Origin of the sequence: Tsukamurella sp. DT100, assembly GCF_049844855.1 — a bacterium.
Classification (GTDB): domain Bacteria; phylum Actinomycetota; class Actinomycetes; order Mycobacteriales; family Mycobacteriaceae; genus Tsukamurella.
This window is the reverse complement of the sequence record NZ_JBNCLV010000001.1, coordinates 221,538-243,066: the sequence shown is the minus strand read 5'-3', so window position 1 is coordinate 243,066 and position 21,529 is coordinate 221,538. Positions and strand designations below refer to the sequence as shown.

At 71.5% G+C, this 21,529-nt stretch carries 21 protein-coding genes and 1 riboswitch; of the genes, 11 read left to right on the top strand and 10 right to left on the bottom strand.

What is annotated here, in order from left to right:
* Positions 1 to 1,128, bottom strand: coding sequence for a pyruvate dehydrogenase (acetyl-transferring) E1 component subunit alpha (pdhA, locus tag ACLQ3K_RS01195; RefSeq protein ID WP_425996393.1), 1,128 nt, complete (start codon positions 1,126 to 1,128; stop codon positions 1 to 3).
* Positions 1,129 to 1,281: 153 nt separating this feature from the next.
* On the opposite strand from pdhA, the gene ACLQ3K_RS01190 reads away from it, so the two are divergent.
* Positions 1,282 to 1,773 carry an Lrp/AsnC family transcriptional regulator gene (locus ACLQ3K_RS01190; RefSeq protein WP_425996391.1) on the top strand — a complete coding sequence of 164 codons (492 nt, stop codon included), beginning with the start codon at positions 1,282 to 1,284 and terminating at the stop codon, positions 1,771 to 1,773.
* 59 nt (positions 1,774 to 1,832) lie between these two features.
* Here the strand turns inward: ACLQ3K_RS01190 and gdhA are convergent, their stop codons facing one another.
* Together gdhA and ACLQ3K_RS01180 are read right to left on the bottom strand one after the other, a co-directional pair.
* On the bottom strand, positions 1,833 to 3,176 hold the full coding sequence (gene gdhA / locus ACLQ3K_RS01185) for an NADP-specific glutamate dehydrogenase (RefSeq protein ID WP_224646718.1): 1,344 nt from the start codon (positions 3,174 to 3,176) through the stop codon (positions 1,833 to 1,835).
* A 105-nt stretch (positions 3,177 to 3,281) separates the two neighbouring features.
* Entirely contained in the window at positions 3,282 to 4,367 is a 1,086-nt protein-coding gene (locus ACLQ3K_RS01180; RefSeq protein WP_425996389.1) for an alpha/beta hydrolase family protein, read from the bottom strand.
* Positions 4,368 to 4,478: 111 nt separating this feature from the next.
* Between ACLQ3K_RS01180 and def the strand changes: the two genes are divergently transcribed.
* The 3 genes from def to ACLQ3K_RS01165 are packed head-to-tail and all read left to right on the top strand — an operon-like array spanning position 4,479 to position 7,317.
* A complete protein-coding gene (def, locus tag ACLQ3K_RS01175) occupies positions 4,479 to 5,024 on the top strand; it encodes a peptide deformylase (RefSeq protein WP_425996387.1) in 546 nt (181 codons plus the stop codon).
* On the top strand, positions 5,024 to 5,959 hold the full coding sequence (locus ACLQ3K_RS01170; RefSeq protein ID WP_425996385.1) for a methionyl-tRNA formyltransferase: 936 nt from the start codon (positions 5,024 to 5,026) through the stop codon (positions 5,957 to 5,959). Before def ends, ACLQ3K_RS01170 begins: the two co-directional genes overlap by 1 nt.
* Positions 5,905 to 7,317 carry an RsmB/NOP family class I SAM-dependent RNA methyltransferase gene (locus ACLQ3K_RS01165; RefSeq protein ID WP_425997113.1) on the top strand — a complete coding sequence of 471 codons (1,413 nt, stop codon included), beginning with the start codon at positions 5,905 to 5,907 and terminating at the stop codon, positions 7,315 to 7,317. The genes ACLQ3K_RS01170 and ACLQ3K_RS01165 overlap by 55 nt, the downstream gene beginning before the upstream one ends.
* Here the strand turns inward: ACLQ3K_RS01165 and ACLQ3K_RS01160 are convergent.
* Both ACLQ3K_RS01160 and ACLQ3K_RS01155 read right to left on the bottom strand, forming a co-directional pair.
* Entirely contained in the window at positions 7,314 to 8,258 is a 945-nt protein-coding gene (locus tag ACLQ3K_RS01160; protein ID WP_425996383.1) for an endonuclease domain-containing protein, read from the bottom strand. The genes ACLQ3K_RS01165 and ACLQ3K_RS01160 overlap by 4 nt on opposite strands.
* A 118-nt stretch (positions 8,259 to 8,376) precedes the next feature.
* Positions 8,377 to 9,327, bottom strand: coding sequence for an LGFP repeat-containing protein (locus ACLQ3K_RS01155; protein WP_425996381.1), 951 nt, complete (start codon positions 9,325 to 9,327; stop codon positions 8,377 to 8,379).
* Positions 9,328 to 9,519: 192 nt separating this feature from the next.
* Here ACLQ3K_RS01155 and rpe point away from each other — a divergent pair, with 192 nt between their 5' ends.
* From rpe to ACLQ3K_RS01120, 7 genes are all read left to right on the top strand, one after another.
* Positions 9,520 to 10,197, top strand: a complete 678-nt coding sequence (gene rpe / locus ACLQ3K_RS01150; protein ID WP_425996379.1) for a ribulose-phosphate 3-epimerase — start codon at positions 9,520 to 9,522, stop codon at positions 10,195 to 10,197.
* 2 nt (positions 10,198 to 10,199) lie between these two features.
* Positions 10,200 to 11,192 (top strand): bifunctional diaminohydroxyphosphoribosylaminopyrimidine deaminase/5-amino-6-(5-phosphoribosylamino)uracil reductase RibD, encoded by a 993-nt coding sequence (gene ribD / locus ACLQ3K_RS01145; RefSeq protein WP_425996377.1) that lies wholly within the window; start codon positions 10,200 to 10,202, stop codon positions 11,190 to 11,192.
* A gap of 45 nt (positions 11,193 to 11,237) precedes the next feature.
* A riboswitch (FMN riboswitch) is annotated at positions 11,238 to 11,396 on the top strand.
* A gap of 55 nt (positions 11,397 to 11,451) precedes the next feature.
* Positions 11,452 to 12,084, top strand: coding sequence for a riboflavin synthase (locus tag ACLQ3K_RS01140; protein WP_425996375.1), 633 nt, complete (start codon positions 11,452 to 11,454; stop codon positions 12,082 to 12,084).
* Positions 12,085 to 12,086: 2 nt separating this feature from the next.
* A complete protein-coding gene (locus ACLQ3K_RS01135) occupies positions 12,087 to 13,334 on the top strand; it encodes a bifunctional 3,4-dihydroxy-2-butanone-4-phosphate synthase/GTP cyclohydrolase II (protein ID WP_425996373.1) in 1,248 nt (415 codons plus the stop codon).
* Positions 13,331 to 13,810 carry a 6,7-dimethyl-8-ribityllumazine synthase gene (ribH, locus tag ACLQ3K_RS01130; protein WP_224646704.1) on the top strand — a complete coding sequence of 160 codons (480 nt, stop codon included), beginning with the start codon at positions 13,331 to 13,333 and terminating at the stop codon, positions 13,808 to 13,810. Before ACLQ3K_RS01135 ends, ribH begins: the two co-directional genes overlap by 4 nt.
* Positions 13,807 to 14,253, top strand: a complete 447-nt coding sequence (locus ACLQ3K_RS01125; protein ID WP_425996371.1) for a 6,7-dimethyl-8-ribityllumazine synthase — start codon at positions 13,807 to 13,809, stop codon at positions 14,251 to 14,253. The genes ribH and ACLQ3K_RS01125 overlap by 4 nt, the downstream gene beginning before the upstream one ends.
* 53 nt (positions 14,254 to 14,306) lie before the next feature.
* Positions 14,307 to 14,759, top strand: a complete 453-nt coding sequence (locus tag ACLQ3K_RS01120; protein WP_224646727.1) for a PH domain-containing protein — start codon at positions 14,307 to 14,309, stop codon at positions 14,757 to 14,759.
* 4 nt (positions 14,760 to 14,763) lie between these two features.
* On the opposite strand, the gene ACLQ3K_RS01115 is transcribed toward ACLQ3K_RS01120, so the two are convergent.
* From ACLQ3K_RS01115 to ACLQ3K_RS01095, 5 genes are all read right to left on the bottom strand, one after another.
* Positions 14,764 to 16,251: an aldehyde dehydrogenase family protein gene (locus ACLQ3K_RS01115; RefSeq protein ID WP_425996369.1), complete on the bottom strand. Its 1,488-nt coding sequence runs from the start codon at positions 16,249 to 16,251 to the stop codon at positions 14,764 to 14,766.
* Complete coding sequence (locus tag ACLQ3K_RS01110; RefSeq protein WP_425996366.1) at positions 16,248 to 17,828, bottom strand: GMC family oxidoreductase; 1,581 nt, start codon at positions 17,826 to 17,828, stop codon at positions 16,248 to 16,250. Before ACLQ3K_RS01110 ends, ACLQ3K_RS01115 begins: the two co-directional genes overlap by 4 nt.
* Positions 17,829 to 17,929: 101 nt before the next feature.
* A complete protein-coding gene (locus ACLQ3K_RS01105; RefSeq protein WP_425996364.1) occupies positions 17,930 to 19,384 on the bottom strand; it encodes a peptide MFS transporter in 1,455 nt (484 codons plus the stop codon).
* A gap of 40 nt (positions 19,385 to 19,424) precedes the next feature.
* The gene (locus ACLQ3K_RS01100) at positions 19,425 to 20,435 is read right to left on the bottom strand and encodes an ankyrin repeat domain-containing protein (RefSeq protein WP_425996362.1); all 1,011 of its coding nucleotides are present in this window, start codon (positions 20,433 to 20,435) and stop codon (positions 19,425 to 19,427) included.
* Between the two features lie 28 nt (positions 20,436 to 20,463).
* Positions 20,464 to 21,474 (bottom strand): hypothetical protein, encoded by a 1,011-nt coding sequence (locus ACLQ3K_RS01095; protein ID WP_425996360.1) that lies wholly within the window; start codon positions 21,472 to 21,474, stop codon positions 20,464 to 20,466.
* Positions 21,475 to 21,529 lie beyond the last annotated feature (55 nt).

Sequence of the window (21,529 nt, the reverse complement as noted above, 5' to 3'; positions counted from 1 at the left end):
TCAGTCCTCCTGGGCGTCCGACGCGGCGGCCAGTTCGGCCTCGACCTGCGCCTGCTGCTCGCGTAGCTGCGGGGTGGGTTCGGCGTAGACGTGCCGGAACAGGTCGGCGGGGTCGACGGGGCGGTCGGCGTTCATCTTCGAGCGCAGGTCCGCGGCGGCGGCCTCGGCCTCGTCGGCGACCGCGGCGACGGCGGCGTCGTCGATCCGGCCTCGCGCCCGGAGATGGGTCTCCAGCCGGGTGATCGGGTCGCGACGGATCCACTCCTCGACCTCCGCCGCGGAGCGGTAGCGGGTGGCGTCGTCGGCGTTGGTGTGCGCGTCGATCCGATAGGTGTGCGCCTCGACGATCACCGGCCCGTTTCCCGAGCGGACGAAGTGGGCGGCCTCCTGCATCACACCCAGCATGGCGATCGGGTCGTTGCCGTCGACCTGCTCGGATCCGATGCCGTAGCCGACGCCCTTGTGCGCCAGGCTCGGGGCGGCGGTCTGCCGGGAGAGCGGCACGCTGATCGCGAAGCCGTTGTTCTGCACCAGGAAGACCACGGGCGCGTGGAAGACCGCGGCGAAGTTGAGCGCCTCGTGGAAGTCGCCCTCGCTGGTGCCGCCGTCGCCGCACAGGGCGAGCGCGATGGTGTCGGTGCCGCGCAGGTCCTCGCCGTGCGCCACGCCCGCCGCGTGCAGCAGCTGCGTGGCGAGCGGGGTGCACTGCGGCGCGGTGCGCAGGGCCGCCGGGTCGTAGCCGCAGTGCCAGTCGCCGGCCAGCAGCGTCAGCACCTGCACCGGATCCACGCCGCGGGCGGCCAGCGCGACCGAATCGCGGTACGTCGGGAACATCCAGTCCGTGGGGCGCAGGCACATCGCCGCGGCGATCTGGCACGCGTCCTGCCCGTGCGAGGACGGGTAGACGGCGAGCCGGCCCTGCTTCGTCAGCGCGGTGGCCTGCGCGTCGAAACGCCTGCCCAGCACCATGAGCCGGTACATCTCGACCAGGCGGTCGTCGTCGGGATGGGGGTAGCGGGCGTGCGAGTCGGTGAGCTCGCCCGCCTCGTCGAGGTACTGCACGGGCGTGTCGGCCGGAAGGAACTTCCGGTACGTCGGCTCGCTCGTGAGATCGCTGGTCGTGGTCACGTCGTCCTCCCTGGTCGGCTGCTCGTCGAGAGTCGCACCGCGCGGACGGGATTCCTACGGAACCGGTGAGTAGCGAGACGATCGTCGTAGGATTGGATGAATCATGAGCAGATCATCCGGAATCGATGCGGGACGCGGGACGGAGCTGGACGGATGGCGGATGGCACCGAGCACCCCGCTCTGGACGGTTTCGATCGCCGGATCCTGCAGGTGCTGGCGGAGGACGGCCGGATCTCGATGCGTGCGCTCGCCGAGCGCGTGCACGTCTCGCGGGCCAACGCCTACGTGCGGGTGGAGCGGCTGGAGCGCAGCGGGGTGATCCGCGGCTACGCGGCGCGTGTGGACCACGAGCGCGCCGGCTTCGGCACCTCGGCGTACATCGGGCTGTCGATTCGCCAGGACGCGTGGAAGGACGTCGCCGAGCACCTGCGTGAGCTGCCCTACGTGGAGCACTTCGCCCTGGTCGGCGGCGATTTCGACGTGCTTCTCCTGGTGCGGACGCCGGACAACGCCGCCCTGCGCGACGTGGTGCTCGTCAGTCTGCAGGCGCTGGAGGGCGTGCGGTCCACCCGCACGTGGCTGATCTTCGACGAGGCTGACGGCCCGGGCGCGCTCGGCCCGCCCGATCCGGGCACCGTCGGATAGCGCGAACGACCCGGCCCCCTGGAGGTGGGCCGGGTCGTTCGTCGTGCGCGTGCTGCGGGCTAGACGACGCCGAGCGCGAGCATCGCGTTCGCGACGCGGATGAAGCCGGCGATGTTCGCGCCGGTCACGTAGTCGCCGGGGCTGCCGTACTCGTCGGCGGTCTCCAGGCAGCGGTCGTGGATGCCCCGCATGATGTCGGCGAGCCGGTCCTCGGTGTAGTCGAAGGACCAGGAGTCGCGGGAGGCGTTCTGCTGCATCTCCAGCGCGCTGGTGGCCACGCCACCGGCGTTGGCCGCCTTGCCCGGCGCGAAGGAGACCTTCGCCTCGGCGAAGAGCTTCACTGCCTCCGGGGTGCACGGCATGTTGGCGCCCTCGGCGACGAAGTTCGTGCCGTTCTTGATCAGCCGGTCGGCGGCGTCGCCGTCGAGCTCGTTCTGGGTGGCGCAGGGGAGCGCGATGTCGCACGGCACGTCCCAGACGGACCCGCCGGGAACGAAGATCGCGCCGCGCTCGGCCGCGTAGACGTCGATGCGCGCGCGGCGGCGCTCCTTGACGTCCTTGAGCAGCTCCAGGTCGATGCCCTTCTCGTCCACCACGTAGCCCGACGAATCGGAGCACGCGATGACGGTGCCGCCCAGCTGCTCGACCTTCTCCGTCGCGTACACGGCCACGTTGCCGGAGCCGGAGACGACGACCCGCTTGCCCTCGAAGGAGTCGCCCTGCGTCTTGAGCATCTCGTTGAGGAAGAACACCGCGCCGTAGCCGGTCGCCTCGGTGCGCACCTGCGAGCCGCCCCAGGTGAGGCCCTTGCCGGTGAGGACGCCCGACTCGTAGCGGTTGGTGATCCGCTTGTACTGGCCGAACAGGTAGCCGATCTCGCGGCCGCCCACACCGATGTCGCCCGCGGGGACGTCGGTGTACTCGCCGATGTGGCGGTAGAGCTCCGTCATGAAGGACTGGCAGAACCGCATGATCTCGCCGTCGCTGCGGCCCTTGGGGTCGAAGTCCGAGCCGCCCTTGCCGCCGCCGATGGGCAGGCCGGTCAGCGAGTTCTTGAAGATCTGCTCGAAGCCGAGGAACTTCACGATGCCCAGGTACACCGACGGGTGGAACCGCAGGCCGCCCTTGAAGGGGCCGAGCGCGGAGTTGAACTCGACGCGGAAGCCGCGGTTGAGCTGCACGTTGCCGTTGTCGTCCTGCCACGGCACGCGGAAGATGATCTGGCGCTCCGGCTCGCAGAGGCGGCGGATGACGGCCGCGTCGACGTACTCGGGGTGCTTGCTGACCACCGGCGCGAGCGAATCGAGGACCTCTTTTGCGGCCTGGTGGAACTCGGTCTCCCCGGGGTTCCGCCGGAGGACCTCGTCGTACAGCGTCCCCAGCGTGCCCTCAACGTGCGCCATTGCACAGTCCCTTCTGTCCGTAATGACCGTCAGGGGCACATTACGGTGTAAGCGATTGCAGCAGGCTCGCGCCCTGCGCCCGGCGGGACCGCGGTCCCGCCGCCGTCATCCGCGCGGCCGGAACTCGTCGACGTAGCCCAGGATCGCCTTCTGCACGACGGGCCAGTACCGGTTCTGCGACTGCGACGGCTGGTAGATGTTGTGGCCCGCGCCGGGCAGCAGCACCGTCTCGCCGCGGCCGCCCTTGGCCTTCAGCGCGGCGACGAAGGCCTCGCAGCCGGCGGGCCGGACGATGCGGTCCGCGGTGCCGTTGAAGCACGTCACGGGGACCTTGGGGTTGATGTTCTGGATCGGGTCGGCGACGGCGAACTGCTGCGGGAACTCGTCCGGCAGGCCCAGGAAGAGCCGGGTGTTGACGTTGCCGTCGGCGACCGCGCGGCGCATGTCGAGGACGCCGCCCATCGAGACGACCGCGGCGGGCGTCACCGCCGGCACGCTGCCCATCGCCCCGGGCGTGAGCATCGAGCGCGCGGACGCCCACACGGCGAGCTGACCGCCCGCGGAGTGCCCGGCGACGACGACGTCGTTCAGGTCCAGGTTCGGTGCGTACTGCGCCTTCACCGTCTGCAGGAAGTCGATCGCCGCGGCGGTGTCGGTGAGCGTGGTGGGGTAGCCGCCACCGGCGCCGATCCGCCGGTACTCGACGTTCCACACCGCGACCCCGTGGCTGACCAGCGACCGCGCCATCTCCGACATCGATCCCGCCGCCGAGGGCGTGCGCCAGCCGCCGCCGTGCAGCAGCACAACGACGGGGATCTGCGCGGGCAGCTGGATCGTGGTGCGGGCGCTGAGCGGGCCGCCCGACGGGTTCTGCTGGAGCGCCGGATTGGCGGGCAGGTACAGCTCGCCGTAGTTCTGCTCGGGATCCGGGACCCCGTCCGGGACGGGGTAGACGATGCGCTGCGGCTGCGTGACCGGGAACTTTCCGACCAGCGAGGCCGGGTTCATCGGGGGATAGGACGCCGACGGGGACGCCGGTGCCGACGACGAAGGAGCACCCTTGCCACCGGTGACGGTGGTGGTGCACCCCGTGCCGAAGAGCACGGAAAGGCAGACGACGGCGCCGATCAGCGGCCGCCGGGCGCGCGCGAACTGCACGTCGACCCTCTCTCGCCCGGCGGGGCGGTTCATGGCGTTTCCGTCCGGAATCCTAAGGCAACCCTGGCTCGAACTGCTAGTGCGGGCGCGCCGCTGTGACAGGTGCCGCTGCCCCGTGTTCGGTCCGGGCTGGATAATGGGGGGATGAGTGTGCTCCCCGTTCGCATCTATCCGGACCCCGTACTGCGCACCCCCGCGGGTGAGGTGACGGTCTTCGACGCCGATCTCGCGCGGCTGGTCGACGACATGATCGACACGATGCACCACCACAACGGCGCCGGCCTGGCGGCGCCGCAGGTGGGCGTGAGCAAGCGGGTCTTCGTGTACGGCTGCGGCGGCCGCGAGGGCCACCTGATCAACCCGGTGTGGCGCGCCGTCGGCGACGAGCTGCAGACCGCGGCCGAGGGCTGCCTGTCGATCCCGGAGGTGCGCGGCGAGTGCACCCGCCACATGAACGTCGTGGCCGAGGGCGTCGACGTCACGGGCGCCCCCGTCACCCTCGAGGCCACCGAGATCCTGGCCCGCTGCATCCAGCACGAGAGCGACCACCTCGACGGCGTGCTCTACCTGAGCCGCCTCGACCCCGAGGAGCGCAAGGCCGTGATGCGGGTGATCCGCAGCTCTCCGTGGTTCACCGATCCGGCCGCCACCCTGGCCGCCGGTGCCGGTGGCGCGGGCGGACGCGCCTGATGCGGCTGCTGTTCGCGGGCACCCCCGAGCCCGCCGTCCCGGCGCTTCGCGCCCTCCTCGCCTCGGACCACGAGGTCGTGGGCGTGCTCACCCGCCCCGACGCCCGCTCGGGCCGCGGCCGCGGCGTGCGCCGCTCGCCCGTCGGGCAGGTGGCCGACGAGGCCGGGATCCCCGTGCTCACGCCCGCCACACTGCGGGACCCGGAGGCGCGGGCGGCGATCGTAGACCTGGCGCCGGACTGCTGCCCGGTCGTCGCCTACGGCGGAATGATCCCGCCCGATCTCCTGGACGTCCCCGTCCACGGGTGGATCAACCTGCACTTCTCGCTGCTCCCCGCGTGGCGGGGCGCCGCCCCGGTGCAGGCCGCGCTGGAGGCCGGCGACGAGGTCACCGGCGCGTCCACCTTCCGCATCGAGGCGGGCCTCGACACCGGCCCGGTGTTCGGCGTGCTCACCGAGCGGATCCGGCCCGACGACACCGCGACGGTGCTGCTCGACCGGCTCGCCGAGCACGGCGCCGAGCTGCTGACGCGCACCGTCGACGGGGTGGAGGCCGGCGCGCTGCAGGCCCAGCCCCAGTCCGCCGATGGCGTCTCGCACGCGCCGAAGGTCACCGTCGACGCCGCGCGGGTGCGCTTCGACCTGCCCGCGGGCGCCGTCGACCGGCACATCCGCGCCATGACCGACGCGCCGGGCGCGTGGGTGCCGCTGGGCGAGGCGCGGCTCAAGCTCGGGCCCGCCGTCGTCGCCCCCGAGGCGGAGCGCCTGGCCCCGGGCGAGTTGCGGGTCACCAAGCGCGACGTCCTCGTGGGCACCGCCACGGCGCCCCTGCGGCTCGGCACCGTCCAGCCGCCCGGCAAGAAGCCCATGCCCGCCGCCGACTGGGCGCGCGGCGCCCGGGTCGAGTCCGGCACGATCCTCGGAGGCGACCAGTGACCGATCCCGCGCGCAGCGCAGCACTCGAGACCCTCGCCGCCGTCCGCGAGCGGGGCGCCTACGCCAACCTCGTGCTGCCCGGCCTGCTCCGGGACAAGCGGCTCAAGGGCCGCGACGCGGCGTTCGCCACCGAGCTCACCTACGGCACGTGCCGCGCCCAGGGCCTGCTCGACGCGGTGATCGAGAACGCTTCCGGGCGCCCGGTCGCCGAGATCGACGGGCCCGTGCTCGACGCGCTGCGCCTGGGCGTCTACCAGCTGCTGCGCACCCGGGTGGGGGCGCACGCCGCCGTCTCCGAGACCGTGGACGCCGTGAAGGCGACCGCCGGCCGCGGCGCCTCCGGTTTCGCCAATGCGGTCTTGCGGAAGGTGTCCAAGGACGACGAGGACACCTGGGTCTCCCGCGTCGCCCCGCCCGCCGCGGACGACCTGCTCGGGCATCTGGCCATGCAGTACGCGCACCCGCGGTGGATCGCCGAGGCGTTCTGGGAGTCACTGCGCGCCAACGGCATCAACTCGATGGGGCAGCTGCAGGCGCTGCTCGCCTCCGACGATTCCAGGCCGCCCGTGCACCTCGTCGCGCGACCGGGGGAGATCTCCGCCGAGGAGCTGGCGCTCATCGTCGAGGGGGAGACCGGCCGGCTCTCGCCCTACGCGGTGTACCTTCCCGGCGGCGATCCCGGCGCGCTGGACCCCGTCCGCGACGGCCTCGCCGGCGTGCAGGACGAGGGTTCGCAGCTGGTGGCCCGGGCGGCGGCGGTCGCGCCGCTCGAGGGGCCCGACGGTGGCCGCTGGCTCGACCTGTGCGCCGGGCCGGGCGGGAAGGCCGCGCTGCTCGGCTCGCTCGCCTCGATCGACGGCGCGCGGGTCGACGCCGTCGAACCCGCCGAGCACCGGGCTGAGCTTGTGCACAAGGCGGTTCGCGGGCTCCCCGTGGATGTGCACGTGGCCGACGGCCGCGCGTCGGGGCTGGAGCCGGGCTACGACCGGGTGCTGGTCGACGCCCCGTGTTCGGGCATCGGCGCCCTACGCCGGCGGCCCGAGGCGCGCTGGCGCAAGCAGCCCTCCGACGTCGCGGGCCTGACGGTGCTGCAGCGCGAGCTGCTCACCGCCGCTGCCGAGCTCACCCGCCCGGGCGGCGTGGTGCTCTACGCGACCTGCTCCCCGCACGTCGCCGAGACGCTCGGCATCGTCGGCGACGAGGACCTGCTCGCGGCCGCCGGGCTGGAGCGGATCGACACCCGCCCGCTGGTCCCCGAGACGGACCTCCCGCTGGGCGACGGCCCGCACGTGCAGCTCTGGCCCCACCTCCACGGCACCGACGGCATGTTCTTCCAGGCCCTCCGCAAGCTCCCCTAATCCGATTGAACGACGTTCTGGAGACTATGACCTGCGCTTTTGCTCTCCGGAACGTCGTTCAATCGGTGGATCTTGGGGAGTTTGAGGGGCGGGTTCGTGGGCGACGGTCCGCTCCAGCCCCGCGTCCGTAGCTCGCGGGCGACGCGTTCGAGGAACGCAGAGCGGCCGCTGAGGTGCATCGGTGAGGTGACGCGGATGATGATCCATTTCTGGTCGGTGATGGCGTTCCAGCGGGCGATGTCGATGCGTTGTTGCTCTGTCGAGCGGTGGTAGTCGCCGTCGTACTCGATGGCGATGCGGTACTTGCCGGAACCGAGGTCGACGTGGAAGGGCGTACTGGGGACCGGTTGCTGCGGCCGGAAGAAGTCGAGGCCGGATCGATGAACGACGAGGCGTGAGTAGGTCTCCCAAGGGGACTGCGCGCGATTGCTGGCCTCGGCGATGACGTCGCGCACCCGATTCGCCCCGTACAGACCGGGATGCGTGTCGAGATAGGCGAGAATGGCGGCCTTCGTGGTCAGGGATCTGCCGAGCCGATCGACGCGGATGAACTGATCGACCCCAGCGATCTTCTCGTCACCCTCGGCGAAGCGCGCCAGGTCGACGGCGGTGCGAACGATCGAGGTCGCGACGTGTCCGGACACGGTGACGACGTCCTCAGCCGGAAGGTGACCGCAGCGCATCACCACGCCGTGTCGCCTCCCCTGCGCGGGAAGCCAGATCTCCGGTCTGTGGCCGGCGGCGTACTCGGCACCGTGCAGAGCCGCAGCGCTCCAGCAGACGAACACGAGATCGGGGTAGGCGGACTCGAGTGCATCGAGAACGTCGTCGTTCGACGGCGTCGCAGCGCCGTCGTGGCGAATGCCGTGGATGACGGGGGTCGATTCCTGCCGGAGCGCATGCTCGGTCCGCCCGCCGAGGAGTTCCCGCCTGCGTCCCATCACATCAATTGGACGCACCAGCCCTGCGATCGGATCCCTACGAGACCAATTGAACGACGTTCTGGAGAGTCCGACGTGCGATTTTACTCTCCAGAACGTCGTTCAATTGGGGAGGGGGTCAGCCCTTGAGGACGCCGCCCTTGGTGAACTCCTGGGTGAGGACGCCGCCGGGGCCGGGCTTCGCGTCGCCCTTGGGGTAGCCCATGCCGAAGGCACCGCCGCCCTTGACCCACTGGTCCTTGATCTTGCCGGAGACGACGTGCGCGCCGTTCTCGGGCGACCAGACGATCGAGCCGTTCTGGAAGTCGTTGTAGGCGCCCGCGACGGACCCCGCGGTGGGGCCGCCGACGGAGAGCTCGCTCATCAGCGGGAAGCCCAGCTTGCCGGTGGGGCCGCCCTGCTTGAGGTAGAAGTCGCGGATCGCGCCCGACACGCCGGCCGCCTTGCCGCCGTTGACCTTCGGGTTCCAGTAGATGGTGCCGTTGGTGAACTCCTGCACCTTGGAGCCGCCTGCGACGTCCTTCTCGACGCCGAGGGGCTGGCCGTACTTCTTCTGGCCGCCGTCCTTGGTGAAGGTGTCGTTGATCGCTCCGGTGACCGCGAACTTCAGCGGCTCGTCGGGCTTGGTGTCGGCGGCGGGCGTGGTGGCCGCGGCCTGGCCGGCGAGGAGCTGGCCGAGGAGCTTCTGCGCGTTCGGGTCGCTGCCGAACATCTTCACCAGCGTCGCCACGTCGGTGGTGGGCAGCTGCCCGGTCGCGAGGATCTGCTGCACGCCCGGGATCTTCGCCAGCTCGGTCAGCGCGGGCTGCGCCGAGGCGGGCACCGCGTTCGCGGTGGAGACCAGCGGGGTGCCGGCTGCGGCGGGCGCGGCGGCCGGGGCCGCAGCGGCGGGAGCAGCCGCCGCCGGAGCAGCCGGGACTGCCGGTGCGGCGGCCGGCGCCGGCGCGGGGGCGACGGGGACCGCGGGCACGGCGGGTGCCGCGGGATCTGCCATGGCGGGCGCCGCGGCAACGAGTGCGGCCGCGGCGACCGCCACGAACGTGGTCAAGGTGGTGCGTGCGATCCGCATGACGACCTCTCAACAATCGACGACACGAGAGTTACCCGTGTGATTAGTGGTGCTGACGTTACTAGAGTGACAAATGAAACACAACGACGTCGCGGTCCGCGCCCGTGAATCCGCGGCCGAACGGCCTCGCGACGCCGAATCCGGCCTCGTGTGTGCGCAGCGCCGCGGAATCGCAGACGTAGAATCCGACGCATGTCTTCGCCGATGATCGCGCCGTCCATCCTCTCCGCCGACTTCGCCCGGCTCGGGGCGGAAGTGGAGGCCGTGGGCGGACCGGAGGGCGCCGACTGGGTGCACGTCGACGTCATGGACAACCACTTCGTGCCGAACCTCACCCTCGGGCTGCCCGTGGTCGAGAGCCTGCTCAAGGCGACGACGATCCCGCTCGACTGCCACCTGATGATCGACGACCCGGGCCGCTGGGCGCCCCCGTACGCCGAGGCCGGCGCCTACAACGTCACCTTCCACGCCGAGGCCACCAACGACCCGGTCGCCGTTGCCAAGGACATCCGCGCCGCGGGTGGCAAGGCGGGACTCGCGATCAAGCCCGGCACCGCCTTCGAGCCCTACATCGAGATCCTCAAGAGCTTCGACACGCTGCTGGTCATGAGCGTCGAGCCCGGCTTCGGCGGGCAGTCCTTCATCGCCGACGTGCTGGAGAAGGCGCGCGCCGCCCGCCGCCTCGTCGACTCGGGCGAGCTGCGCCTGCTCGTGGAGATCGACGGCGGTATCAACGCCGGCACCATCGAGCAGGCCGCCGCCGCAGGCGTCGACTGCTTCGTGGCGGGCTCCGCCGTCTATAACGCCGCCGACCCGGCCGAGGCGCTGCGAAAGCTCCGCACCCAGGCCGCCGCCGTCCCGCGCCCCTGACGGTGGACCTGCAGGCCGCGCTCGCGCTGGCCGTCGAGGAATCGGCGGCCGCCCGCGGGATCAGCACCCCCAACCCGCCCGTCGGTGCGGTCATCCTCGCGGCCGACGGCACCGTCGCCGGACGGGGCCGCACCGCCCCCGCCGGCGGGCCGCACGCCGAGGTCGTGGCGCTCGCCGAGGCCGGGGAGGCCGCGCGCGGCGGTACCGCCGTCGTGACCCTCGAGCCGTGCGACCACACCGGCCGCACCGGGCCCTGCACGCAGGCCCTGATCGCCGCCGGGGTCGCGCGCGTCGCCTACGCAGCCGCCGACCCGAACCCGCTCGCCGCCGGGGGAGCCCACACCCTGCGCGCGGCCGGGGTGGAGGTGGAGCACCTCGCCGTCGAACCGTGGCCGCTCACCGAGTGGCTGTTCCGGCAGCGGCACGGCCGCCCGATGGTCACCGTCAAGCTGGCGGTCACCGTCGACGGCCGGATGGCCGCCCCCGACGGCACCAGTCAGTGGATCACCGGACCCGCCGCCCGACGACGCGCGCACGCCGAACGGACCCAGCTCGACGCGATCATCGTGGGCACCGGCACCGTCCTCGCCGACGACCCGGCGCTCACCGCCCGCGATGCCGACGGCGAGCCGCTGGCGCACCAGCCGATCCGGATCGTCCTGGGGGAGCGGGAGATCCCCGCCGGCGCGAAGGTACTCACCGGTCCCGGGGAGGCGCGCGTCGTCCGCAGCCGCGACCCGCGCGCCGCGCTCGACGCCGCCGGCGACGCCGTGCACGTGCAGGTCGAGGGCGGCGCGACGGTGATCGGCGCCTTCGTCGCCGCCGGCCTCGTGGACCGCGTCCAGGCCTACATCGCCCCCGTGCTGCTCGGCGCCGGGCTGCCCGCCCTGACGGTGCCCGGCGTGGGCACCCTGACCGACGCGACGCGGCTGCGCCTGGACACCGTCGAGCGGCTCGGCGACGACCTGCTGGTCACCCTGTTGCGTTCTGCGTGAGCCCAACACTTGGGGCCGCGGCCGGTGAGTGCTACCTTCGGAAGCGGAAGTTCTCAGGGCGGGGTGCGATTCCCCACCGGCGGTGATGGACTCCGGGCGATCCCGGTGTTCGAGCCCGCGAGCGCCCCACCGCGAGGTGGGGGTCAGCAGATTCCGGTGCGATCCCGGAGCCGACGGTCATAGTCCGGATGAAAGAGAACTACGCGGGTGTACCCCGCGTCGTCGTGCCGCCCTGAGGCCGAAGTGGCAGGAGCGGCGGATGTTCACCGGCATCGTCGAAGAGTTGGGCGTGATCACCGCCCGCGAGGACCTCCCGGATGCGGCCCGTTTCACGGTCCAGGGCGATCTCGTCACCTCCGATGCGAAACACGGCGATTCGATCGCGGTCAACGGCGTCTGCCTCACGGTCGTCACCGTCGAGGGCGGCGCCTTCACCGCCGACGTCATGGAGGAGTCCCTCCGTCGCAGCTCGCTGAGCAAGCTCGGCCCGGGCGATCGCGTCAACCTCGAGCGCGCCGCCGCCATCAACTCCCGGCTCGGCGGCCACATCGTGCAGGGCCACGTCGACGGCACCGGTTCCGTCCTGAGCCTCAGCCCGTCCGAGCACTGGACCGTCGTGCGGCTCGCCCTCCCGGAACAGCTCGCCCGCTACGTCGTCGAGAAGGGCTCCATCACCATCGACGGGGTCTCGCTCACCGTCTCCGCCCTCGGGCAGGGGGTGACCGGCGACGACGCGCAGCACTGGTTCGAGGTCTCGCTCATCCCCACCACCCTCGAGCTCACCAACCTCGGCGGGGCCGAGCCCGGCACCGTCGTCAACCTCGAAGTGGACATCGTCGCGAAGTACGTCGAGCGCCTGACCGGATTCGCCGGGCGCGAGGAGGAGAAGTAGCCATGACGAGAATGGATTCGATCGAGCGCGCCATCGCGGACATCGCCGCCGGCAAGGCCGTCGTCGTGGTCGACGACGAGGATCGGGAGAACGAGGGCGACCTCATCTTCGCCGCCGAGAAGGCGACGCCCGAGCTGGTGGCCTTCATGGTCCGCTACACCTCCGGCTACCTGTGCGTGCCGCTCGACGGCGCCACCTGCGACAAGCTGGGCCTCCCGCCCATGTACTCCACCAACCAGGACAAGCACGGCACCGCCTACACGGTCACCGTCGACGCCAAGGAGGGCGTGGGCACCGGCATCTCCGCCGCCGACCGCGCCACCACCATGCTGAAGCTGGCCGACCCGAGCTCGACGGTCGACGACTTCACCCGGCCCGGGCACGTCGTGCCGCTGCGCGCCAAGGACGGCGGCGTGCTGCGCCGCCCCGGCCACACCGAGGCCGCCGTCGACCTCGCCACCCTGGCCGGGCTCGCCCCCGCTGGCGTGATCTGCGAGATCGTCTCGGAGAAGGACCCGGGCGGCATGGCCAAGTCCGACGAGCTGCGGGTCTTCGCCGACGACCACGGCCTCGCCATGATCTCCATCGCCGACTTGATCGCCTGGCGCCGCAAGAACGAGAAGCACGTTGTGCAGGTCGCCTCCGCGCGCATCCCCACCCGCTACGGCGACTTCCAGGCCGTCGGCTACACCTCGATCCACGACGACGTCGAGCACGTCGCGCTGGTCAAGGGCGACATCACCGCGGACGACGGTGCCGACGTGCTCGTTCGCGTGCACAGCGAGTGCCTCACCGGCGACGTCTTCGGCTCGTTGCGGTGCGACTGCGGACCCCAGCTGGACGCCGCCATGGAGATGGTGGCGCAGGAGGGCCGCGGCGTGGTGCTCTACATGCGCGGGCACGAGGGCCGAGGGATCGGCCTCATGCACAAGCTGCAGGCGTACCAGCTACAGGACGGCGGCGCCGACACCGTCGACGCGAATCTGCAGCTCGGCCTGCCCGCCGACGCCCGCGACTACGGCCTCGGCGCGCAGATCCTCGTCGATCTCGGCATCACGTCGATGCGCCTGCTCACCAACAACCCGGCCAAGCGCGTGGGCCTCGACGGCTACGGACTACAGATCACCGAGCGGGTCGCCATGCCGCTGCGCGCCAACGCCGAGAACATCCACTACCTGCGCACCAAGCGCGACCGGATGGGCCACGACCTGCGCGACCTCGACCACTTCGACCAGGGAGGTACCGCGTGAGCGGCGCTGGAATCCCCGACATCGCCCTCGACGGTGCCGCCGACCTGCGGCTCGCGATCGTCGCCTCCCGCTGGCACGACACCGTCTGCGAGGCGCTGCTCGCGGGCGCCGTGCGGACCGCGGAGTCGGCAGGCGTACGGCACGTCACCGTCGAGCGGGTCGCGGGGGCCGTCGAGCTGCCGGTCGTCGCACAGGAGCTCACCAAGAACCACGACGCGGTCGTGGCGCTCGGCGTCGTGATCCGCGGCGGCACCCCCCACTTCGAGTACGTCTGCGATGCGCTCACCGCGGGCCTGCTGCGCGTGTCCCTCGACGCCGGCGTGCCCGTCGGGAACGGCGTGCTCACCACGAACACCGAGGCCGAGGCCCTCGACCGCGCGGGCCTGCCCGGCTCGGCCGAGGACAAGGGCGAGCAGGCCGCGTCGGCCGCGCTCGACACCGCGCTCACGTTGCGCAGGCTGCGGGCGGTCCGATGAGCCGCATCGCCCTGGTCCAGGCCACCTGGCACCGCAACATCGTCGACCGGGCCCGCGACGGCTTCGTCGAGGAGTGGCAGCGCCTCGGCCATGACGGTGCCGAGGTCGACGTCTTCGAGGTGCCCGGCGCCTACGAGATCCCGCTCACCGCGAAGCGGCTCGCCACCACCGGGCGCTACGCGGCCGTCGTGGCCGCCGGCCTCGTCGTTGACGGCGGCATCTACCGGCACGAGTTCGTCGCGACTGCCGTGATCGACGGCCTGATGCGCGTGCAGCTCGACACCGACGTGCCCGTGTTCTCGGTGGTGCTCACCCCGCACCACTTCCACGAGCACGACGAGCACACGGCCCACTTCGAGCGGCACTTCGTGGGCAAGGGGGCCGAGGCCGCCCGCGCCGTCGACACCACCCTGACGGTGCACGCCGCCCTGCCGACCGCGTAGCCGCGGCCGCGGGCGACGGCCCGCTGTCCGCTTTCCGTAGAATGGCGCCCGTGATGACCGACGCGACCACGCAGCCCGTGCTCGAAGTGACCCCGCGCAAGATCAAGATCTACGCCTGGTCGTTCGCCGTGGTGCTGGTCCTGGGCCACGCCTTCGTCGCCTGGCTGCTCAAGGCCGGCGGCGACTCGGGGATCGCCTTCAAGACCGGTGATCAGGCGGGCATGGTGGGCATCGGGATCATCCTGGCCTGCGGCGCGCTGCTCTTCGCCCGTCCCCGGCTGCGCCTCGGCCCCGACGGGGTAACGGTGCGGAACCTGCTCAACGAGAACACGTACCCGTGGGACGTCGTCGAGGGCTTCTCGTTCCCCGAGGGCGCGCAGTTCGCGCACCTCGAACTGCCGCGCGACGAGTTCGTCGCGGTCTGGGCCATCCAGGCCCGCGACGGCGAGCTCGCGGTGCAGTCCTTGGATCGCGCCCGCGAGGTCGCCGCCGTCTACCAGCGCTGAACCGCTACTTGATCGTGCCTCCGCGCCCGTGCAGGATCGTCATCAGCTGCGTGAGCTGACCCTCCTGCGCCGCGGTGCGCGCGAAGCTCGTCAGGTTGAGTAGCGGGTTGAAGCGCTTGCGGGCGATGCCCTTGGCGTAGGTGAACTCGCGCAGGCCGTCGGGGCCGTGGATGCGGCCGAAGCCCGACTCGCCGACGCCGCCGAAGGGCAGGTTCGGCACGCCGGCGAACGTGATGATGCCGTTCACCGCCGCCATGCCGGAGCGGATCCGGTCCGCCAGCTCCATGCCGCGGGCCTTGGAGAAGACCGTCGCCGCGAGGCCGTACTTCGTGGCGTTGGCGAGCTCCACCGCCTCGTCCATGGTGTCCACCTTGGCGACGGTCACCGTCGGGCCGAAGGTCTCCTGGGTGACGGCGATCGAGTCCTCGGGGACGTCGACGAGCACCGTCGGCTGGACGAAGCGCTCGCCGACCGCGTCGACGCCGCCGACGAGGGCGTGGCCGCCGCGGGCGAGGGCGTCCTCGATGTGCGACTTGATGATCGCCAGCTGGCTCGGCATGGTGATCGGGCCGATCTTGGAGTCCTCGGAGTCGTTCGCCGTGACCTCGCGGGCCTTGGCGACGAGCTTCTCGAGGAACGGGTCGTAGACGTCCTTGTGCACGTAGACGCGCTCCACGCCGACGCAGGTCTGGCCGGCGTTGGCGAAGGCGCCCCAGGCCGCGGCATCGGCGGCGGCGTCGAGGTCGGCGTCGCGGTCGACGAGGAAGGCGTCCTTGCCGCCGGCCTCGATCACCACCGGCGTCAGCGTCTCCGCGCACGCGGCCATGACCTTCTTGCCGGTGTTGCTGGAGCCGGTGAAGGCCACCTTGTTCACGCCCGAGGTGCACAACGCGTTGCCGGTCTCGCCGAGGCCCGTGACGGCCTGCAGCACGGGACGGCCGACGGCCTCCTCGAACGTGCGGGCCAGCCACACGCCGACGCCGGGCGTGTACTCCGAGGGCTTGAAGACGACGGCGTTGCCGGCGGCGAGCGCGTAGGCGATCGAGCCCATCGGGGTGAAGACGGGGTAGTTCCACGGGCCGATGACGCCGACGACGCCGAGCGGGTGGTAGCGCACCGTCGCCGACTGGTTGGCCATGACCAGGCCCGAGCCGACGCGCCGCGGCCCGAGGACCTTCTTCGCGTGGTTGGCGGCGTAGGCCAGGTGGTCGATGCCGAGGGCGGCCTCGAGCAGGGCGTCGCCGTGCGGTTTGCCCGTCTCGTCGTGCACGATCTGCGCCAGCTGGTTGATCCGCCGGGTGATCACGCCCTTCCACGTGTTGAGGGCCTGCTTGCGGCCGTCGAAGCCGATCTCCTGCCACCAGTCGGCCTGCTCGCGGGCCCGCGCCACGACGGCGTGCACGTGGTCGGCGGAGTGGATCGGGTACGTCTCGACCACGTCGCCCGTGCGGGGGTTGAGGGAGTCGAAGGTCTTCGTGTTCGCTGCGGTCATGCTGACTTCCTGATCTCGTCGGCCGCCTTCTCGGCGATCATGATGGTGGGGGCGTTCGTGTTGCCGCGCGTGATCATCGGCATCACCGAGGCGTCGACCACGCGCAGTCCCTCGGTGCCGCGGACGCGCAGGTGCGGGTCCACCACGGAGTCCTCGCCGGACCCCATCGCGCAGGTGCCCACCGGATGGAACAGGGTCTGGGCGTAGGTCCGGATCAGGGCGAGGAAGTCGTCGTCCGACGGATCCTCGGGCACGTGCCAGGGCTTGCCCAGGTTGCGCGCGAGCGGCCCCTGGCGGCACAGCTCGAAGCCGGCGCGCGTGCCCGCGAGGAGGGCCTCGAGGTCGGCCTGCTGATCGAAGTAGTTCGGCTCGAGCGACGGGTGCCAGTCGGGATTCGCGGAGCGCAGCCGCACCTGACCTCGGCTGGCGACGTTGACCAGCGTGGGGCCGCAGATGAATCCGCGCTTCGTCGGCTCGTGCAGCATGTTGTCGTAGAAGCCCGATCCCATGACGTGGTACTGCAGATCCGGGTGTTCGAGATCGTCGCGGGAGCGGAAGAAGCCGCCCGCCTCACCGCCGTTGGACGCCAGCGGGCCGGTGCCGAGCAGCTTCCAGCGCAGGAGGTTCTGCAGGTTCTGCGCCTCCATGAGGTCGCTCGCGCCGTGGGTGTCGAAGATGATCGGCACGATCGGATGATCGTGCAGGTTGGCGCCGACCCCGGCGAGGGCGACCCGGGTGTCGATGCCGAACTCGGCCAGGTGCTCGGCCGGGCCGATCCCCGAGAGCATCAGCAGCTGCGGTGAGTTGATCGCGCCCCCGGACAGGATCACCTCGCGGCGCGCCTTCGCGGTGTGCTCCGCGGCCTGCTGCTTGAAGGTCACGCCCGTGGCGCGGTCACCGTCGAACTCGATCCTCCGGGCGGTGGCGCCCAGTGCGACCGTGAGGTTCGGTCGCGAGCGCGCCGGTTCGATGTAGGCCTTGTCGGTCGACCAGCGCCGACCTCCCTTGCAGGTGACCTGGTACAGGCCGGCGCCGTCTTGGGTGGCGCCGTTGAAGTCGTCGTTCCGTTTCAGTCCGGAGCTGACGGCGCTGTCCACCCACGCGTTGACGAGCGGGTGCGTGTACACCCGGTCCTCGACGTTGAGGGGGCCGTGGGTGCCGTGGAACTCGTCGCGGCGGGCGGCGTTGCCCTCGGCCTTCTTGAAGTAGGGCAGCACGTCGTCGTGCGACCAGCCGGTGGCGCCGTACTCCGATTCCCAGGCGTCGAAGTCCGCACGGTTGCCGCGGATGTAGATCATCGCGTTCATCGACGAGCAGCCGCCGAGCGCCTTCATCCGCGGCCAGTACGTCGGCCGGTCGTCGAGGTGCTTCTGCGGGGTGGTGGTGTAGTTCCAATCCCACTTCGTCTTGAACAGCGCGGAGAAGGCGAGCGGGATGTGGATCTCGTCCGCATCCGCCTCGCCGCCCGCCTCGAGGAGCAGGACGGAGACGCCCGGATCCTCCGACAGGCGCGCCGCCATGACGGCGCCCGCGCTGCCGGCCCCCACCACGATGTAGTCGTACTCGTCCGCCGGCAAACCCGCTCCTCGCGTCGTTCCAGTGCTTGGTGACGAAGTTACTCGGAAGTCTCGTGGGCGTGAAGGGATTGGACAGGTTCGACGGTGCCCTGAGGTCACCCTCAGGCGACGGCGGGGGCGAGGCGCTTGATCATCGGGGTCAGGGCCACGACGACCAGGCCGATGGCGATGGCGGTGCCGCCCAGGATCAGGAAGTACGGCGCCTCGTCGTCCTGGTCGTAGAACGTCGCGAGGCGGCCGGCGAGGGCGGTGCCGAGGCTGATGGACAGGAAGTTCAGCGCCACCATCTGCGCTGCGAAGGCGCGCGGCGCGAGCTTCGTGGAGACGCTGAGGCCGACGGGGGAGATGCACAGCTCGGCGAGCGCGAAGATCAGCATGATCCCGAGCAGGCCGATCAGCGGCGCCGTGTTCACGCCCGCGGGCATGAGCAGGAAGGCGAGGAAGGCGACGCCGATGCCCATGGTGCCGATGGCGAACTTGATCGGCGTGCTGGGCTGGCGCGGGCCGAGCTTCGTCCACAGCGCCGCGAAGATCGGGGCGAAGATGAGGATGTAGACCGGATCGACGGACTGGATCCAGGAGGCGGGGAACTCCCAGCCGCCGAGGGTGCGGTCGAGGCGCTCGTCGGCGTAGACCGCGACGAACGTGAACATCTGCTGGAACAGCGCCCAGAAGGCGACCTGGGAGAGGAAGAGGGGGATGAAGGCCTTGACGCCGTTGCGTTCGGCATCGTCGACCCGGTTGCTGCGGAGGAGGAAGACGAAGTAGGCGAGGGAGATCGCGGCGACGGTGATGATCACAGCGTCCACCAGGTTCTTCGCGGTGATCACGCCGGTCAGGATGAGGCCCACGACGATCGCGATCGCGACCACGGCGCCTGTGGCGACGCGCTGGATATCGGTGCGCGAGGCGGGGTTCGGCACTTCCTGGCTGATCCGGGGGAGCATCTTGCGGGTGAGCCCGTACTGGAGGAGGCCGAGCGCCATGCCGACCGCTGCCAGGCCGAAGCCCCAGTGGAAGCCGACGTTGTCCTGCAGGTAGCCGGTGAGCAGGGGGCCGACGAAGGCGCCCAGGTTGACGCCCATGTAGAAGAGCGAGAAGCCGGCGTCGCGGCGGGTGTCACCCGCCGGGTAGAGGTCGCCGACGACCTTGGTGGCGTTGCCCTTCACGCCGCCGGAACCGACCGCCACGAGCACCAGGCCGATCGCGACGCCGGTCGCGCCCGGGATGGCCGCGAGGGCGATGTGGCCCGCCATCACCAGGCACGCGGAGTAGAAGAGCGTGCGCTCCGCGCCCAGGAGACGGTCCGAGACCCAGGCGCCCGCGATCGTCGAGAGGTAGACGAATCCGCCGTAGGCGCCGACGATTCCGAGCGAGGTGGTCTTGTCGAAGCCGAGGCCGCCCTCGGACGCCGAGTAGTACAGGTAGTACGCGAGGATCGCCTGCATCCCGTAGAACGAGAAGCGCTCCCACATCTCGACGCCGAACAGGTTCACCAGCGGCCAGGGATGTCCGAAGAAGCGGGTGTCGGGTTTGTAACCGGGGGTGGTGGTCATTCGTCGATGTAATCACGCCCGGGGCGCCCGGCGTGGCACCTCAGCGCAGGAGTCGCTCCGCCTCCGGCTGGTACGCGTGCTCGGCCCACTCGCGCGGGGTGGTGCCGTATCGCAGGTCGGTGACGGTGCGGTCGGCTCCGGCGGCGAGGAGCGTGCGGATCAGGTCGAGATCGCCCGCCCACGCGGCGTGATGCAGCGGCGTCGCGCCCTCGTCGTCCCTCGCGTTCGGGTCGTCGGGGACGGTCGGAACGGTGACGGTGACTCCCGCGACGTCGATGCCGTGCTCGGCGAGGAGGTTCAGGCGCGCGGCGAAGCCGTGCTGCGCCGCCCAGTCGACCTGGCGGCGCCAGACCTGCGCGCGGTTCTCCGTCTCGGCGCCGGCGCGGGTCTCCCACGGACTCGGCCCGGCGTCGGCGAGGCCGTGCGCGAAGAGCAGCTCGAGGTGCGTGTCGTCGGGCCGGAACATGCGGTTGTAGAGGGTCTGCTGGTCGACGGGGTGCGCGCCGCGGTCCAACAGGAGGGCCGCCAATTCCGGGGCCCGAGGATGTCGAGGCTGGCGGCCGGCGCCCTGCTCGCCCTCGCCGAAGACACCGGTGAGGGCGGTGAACGGGGTGGGCAGCCCGGAGTGCAGGAAGCCGGTGTTCGGGTCGGCGCCCGCGTCGAGGAGCAGCGCGGCGGCCTCCAGCGCGGTGTCCTGTGCGCTCGGGAGCGGGACCCGCGAGTAGCAGAGGTGGGTGAGGGGGTGCCAGCCGAACGGGCCGCCGGCGGTGGTCGCGAGGGACGGATCGGCGCGCAGGTGCGCGGCGAGCGCGTCCGTGTCAGCCGCGGTGGCCGCGGCCCAGATACTTCGGTCGACGATGCCGGGGTCGCGCGCGAGCAGGGCGGCGCCGTCGCGCCAGCGGGGCGGCTCGTCCGAGGCGCCGTAGCGCAGGCACGCCAGTGAGGAGAACAGGTCCTCGGGCGGGAGCGCGGCCTCGTCCACGGCGCACGGGTCCACGGTGAGGTCGGCGTTCGACGCGGCGGGGGAGCCGCTGCGTGCTCGCTCGATCATGGCGCCTCTCAGTGGGGTCGGCGTGCGGTCAGCGCAGCAGGTTGGTGCGGGTCACCTGCTCGCGCAGGAAGTGGAACTGGGCGTCGAGGCTGGCCTGCAGGTCGCGCAGCTCGTTCGCGTGGCTCTGGAAGCGCAGCGCGTCGGCCTCGTTGCCCACCGCGTCGCGGTACAGCTGGTCGAGCAGCTCGCGGTGGGCGCTGCTGTTGGTCCGGTCCAGGATCTGGAGGTCGCCGAGCAGCCGTTCGACGGGCCGCAGTTCACCCAGGTACTCGGCGAGGGCCGCCACGTGGTCGCGGAGGGCGTCCTCGGCCATGCGTGCGGCGTGCGTGTACTCGTCGATGTGCTGGGCCAGCGCGGGCGCTGCCGGCGAGGCGCCCGACGGGCGTGGAGTGTCGGTGCGCATGCGCCACACGCGGTGGGCGCGGTGGCTGATGTCCTGCAGCGTGGCGTCGAGGTTGATCCGGACGCGGTGCTGGTCGAGGAGCGGGTTGTTCCAGGCGGGAGAGCGCCGGATCTCCTCGGTGAGCAGGACCGCGACGCCCAGGAGGCGGGTCTCCACGCGGGTCTGGCCCGGTTCGGCGTCGGGGTTGTACGCGGGGGTGCGCTCGGCGCGGAACGGCCACGGATTCGCGGCGAGGCGGGCCTGCTCCCGCTCGGCGAGCGCCCGACGGTGTCTGCTCACCCGCCAGCGGTGAACGCCCACCACTCCCACCAGAGCGAGCAGCAGTACGAGGAAGGCCCCGACGCCGACTGTCGCGATCGCATCGCTGACCAGGAAGGCTCCGACGAGCATCGCGATCGCGACGACAGCGCCCTTCTTGATCTGCGGCGGCGGCCCGTACTGCAGATGCGCCAGGTAGCCGGGGCTGTTGCTCGCGGTGAAGCGCCGATAGGCGTCGTCGATCGCGGTCGCGCGCAGGTTCTGCAGGTAGTGGGCGGCGTCATGCGCCGCGGCCTGTGCCTGCTCCCGCCCGACCGGAACTGCATCCGCCGCCGTGGTCACCCGGCGGGCGATCTCCTGGGGCACCGTCTCCGCCATCTCGAACCTCCTCCAGATCCCTACCTCGAATGTACCGGCGTCTCGTAGCGCTGAG

Excerpts from the sequence above, each read along its gene's own strand:
- rpe (WP_425996379.1), top strand. The coding sequence starts at position 9,520 with ATGTCTTCGCCGATGATCGCGCCGTCCATCCTCTCCGCCGACTTCGCC.
- ACLQ3K_RS01170 (WP_425996385.1), top strand. The coding sequence starts at position 5,024 with ATGCGGCTGCTGTTCGCGGGCACCCCCGAGCCCGCCGTCCCGGCGCTT.
- ACLQ3K_RS01160 (WP_425996383.1), bottom strand. The coding sequence starts at position 8,258 with ATGGGACGCAGGCGGGAACTCCTCGGCGGGCGGACCGAGCATGCGCTC.
- ACLQ3K_RS01125 (WP_425996371.1), top strand. The coding sequence starts at position 13,807 with ATGAGCCGCATCGCCCTGGTCCAGGCCACCTGGCACCGCAACATCGTC.
- ACLQ3K_RS01100 (WP_425996362.1), bottom strand. The coding sequence starts at position 20,435 with ATGATCGAGCGAGCACGCAGCGGCTCCCCCGCCGCGTCGAACGCCGAC.
- ACLQ3K_RS01115 (WP_425996369.1), bottom strand. The coding sequence starts at position 16,251 with ATGACCGCAGCGAACACGAAGACCTTCGACTCCCTCAACCCCCGCACG.
- ACLQ3K_RS01105 (WP_425996364.1), bottom strand. The coding sequence starts at position 19,384 with ATGACCACCACCCCCGGTTACAAACCCGACACCCGCTTCTTCGGACAT.
- ACLQ3K_RS01190 (WP_425996391.1), top strand. The coding sequence starts at position 1,282 with ATGGCGGATGGCACCGAGCACCCCGCTCTGGACGGTTTCGATCGCCGG.
- ACLQ3K_RS01180 (WP_425996389.1), bottom strand. The coding sequence starts at position 4,367 with ATGAACCGCCCCGCCGGGCGAGAGAGGGTCGACGTGCAGTTCGCGCGC.
- gdhA (WP_224646718.1), bottom strand. The coding sequence starts at position 3,176 with ATGGCGCACGTTGAGGGCACGCTGGGGACGCTGTACGACGAGGTCCTC.
- ACLQ3K_RS01155 (WP_425996381.1), bottom strand. The coding sequence starts at position 9,327 with ATGCGGATCGCACGCACCACCTTGACCACGTTCGTGGCGGTCGCCGCG.
- ACLQ3K_RS01135 (WP_425996373.1), top strand. The coding sequence starts at position 12,087 with ATGACGAGAATGGATTCGATCGAGCGCGCCATCGCGGACATCGCCGCC.
- ACLQ3K_RS01140 (WP_425996375.1), top strand. The coding sequence starts at position 11,452 with ATGTTCACCGGCATCGTCGAAGAGTTGGGCGTGATCACCGCCCGCGAG.
- ACLQ3K_RS01120 (WP_224646727.1), top strand. The coding sequence starts at position 14,307 with ATGACCGACGCGACCACGCAGCCCGTGCTCGAAGTGACCCCGCGCAAG.
- ACLQ3K_RS01095 (WP_425996360.1), bottom strand. The coding sequence starts at position 21,474 with ATGGCGGAGACGGTGCCCCAGGAGATCGCCCGCCGGGTGACCACGGCG.
- def (WP_425996387.1), top strand. The coding sequence starts at position 4,479 with ATGAGTGTGCTCCCCGTTCGCATCTATCCGGACCCCGTACTGCGCACC.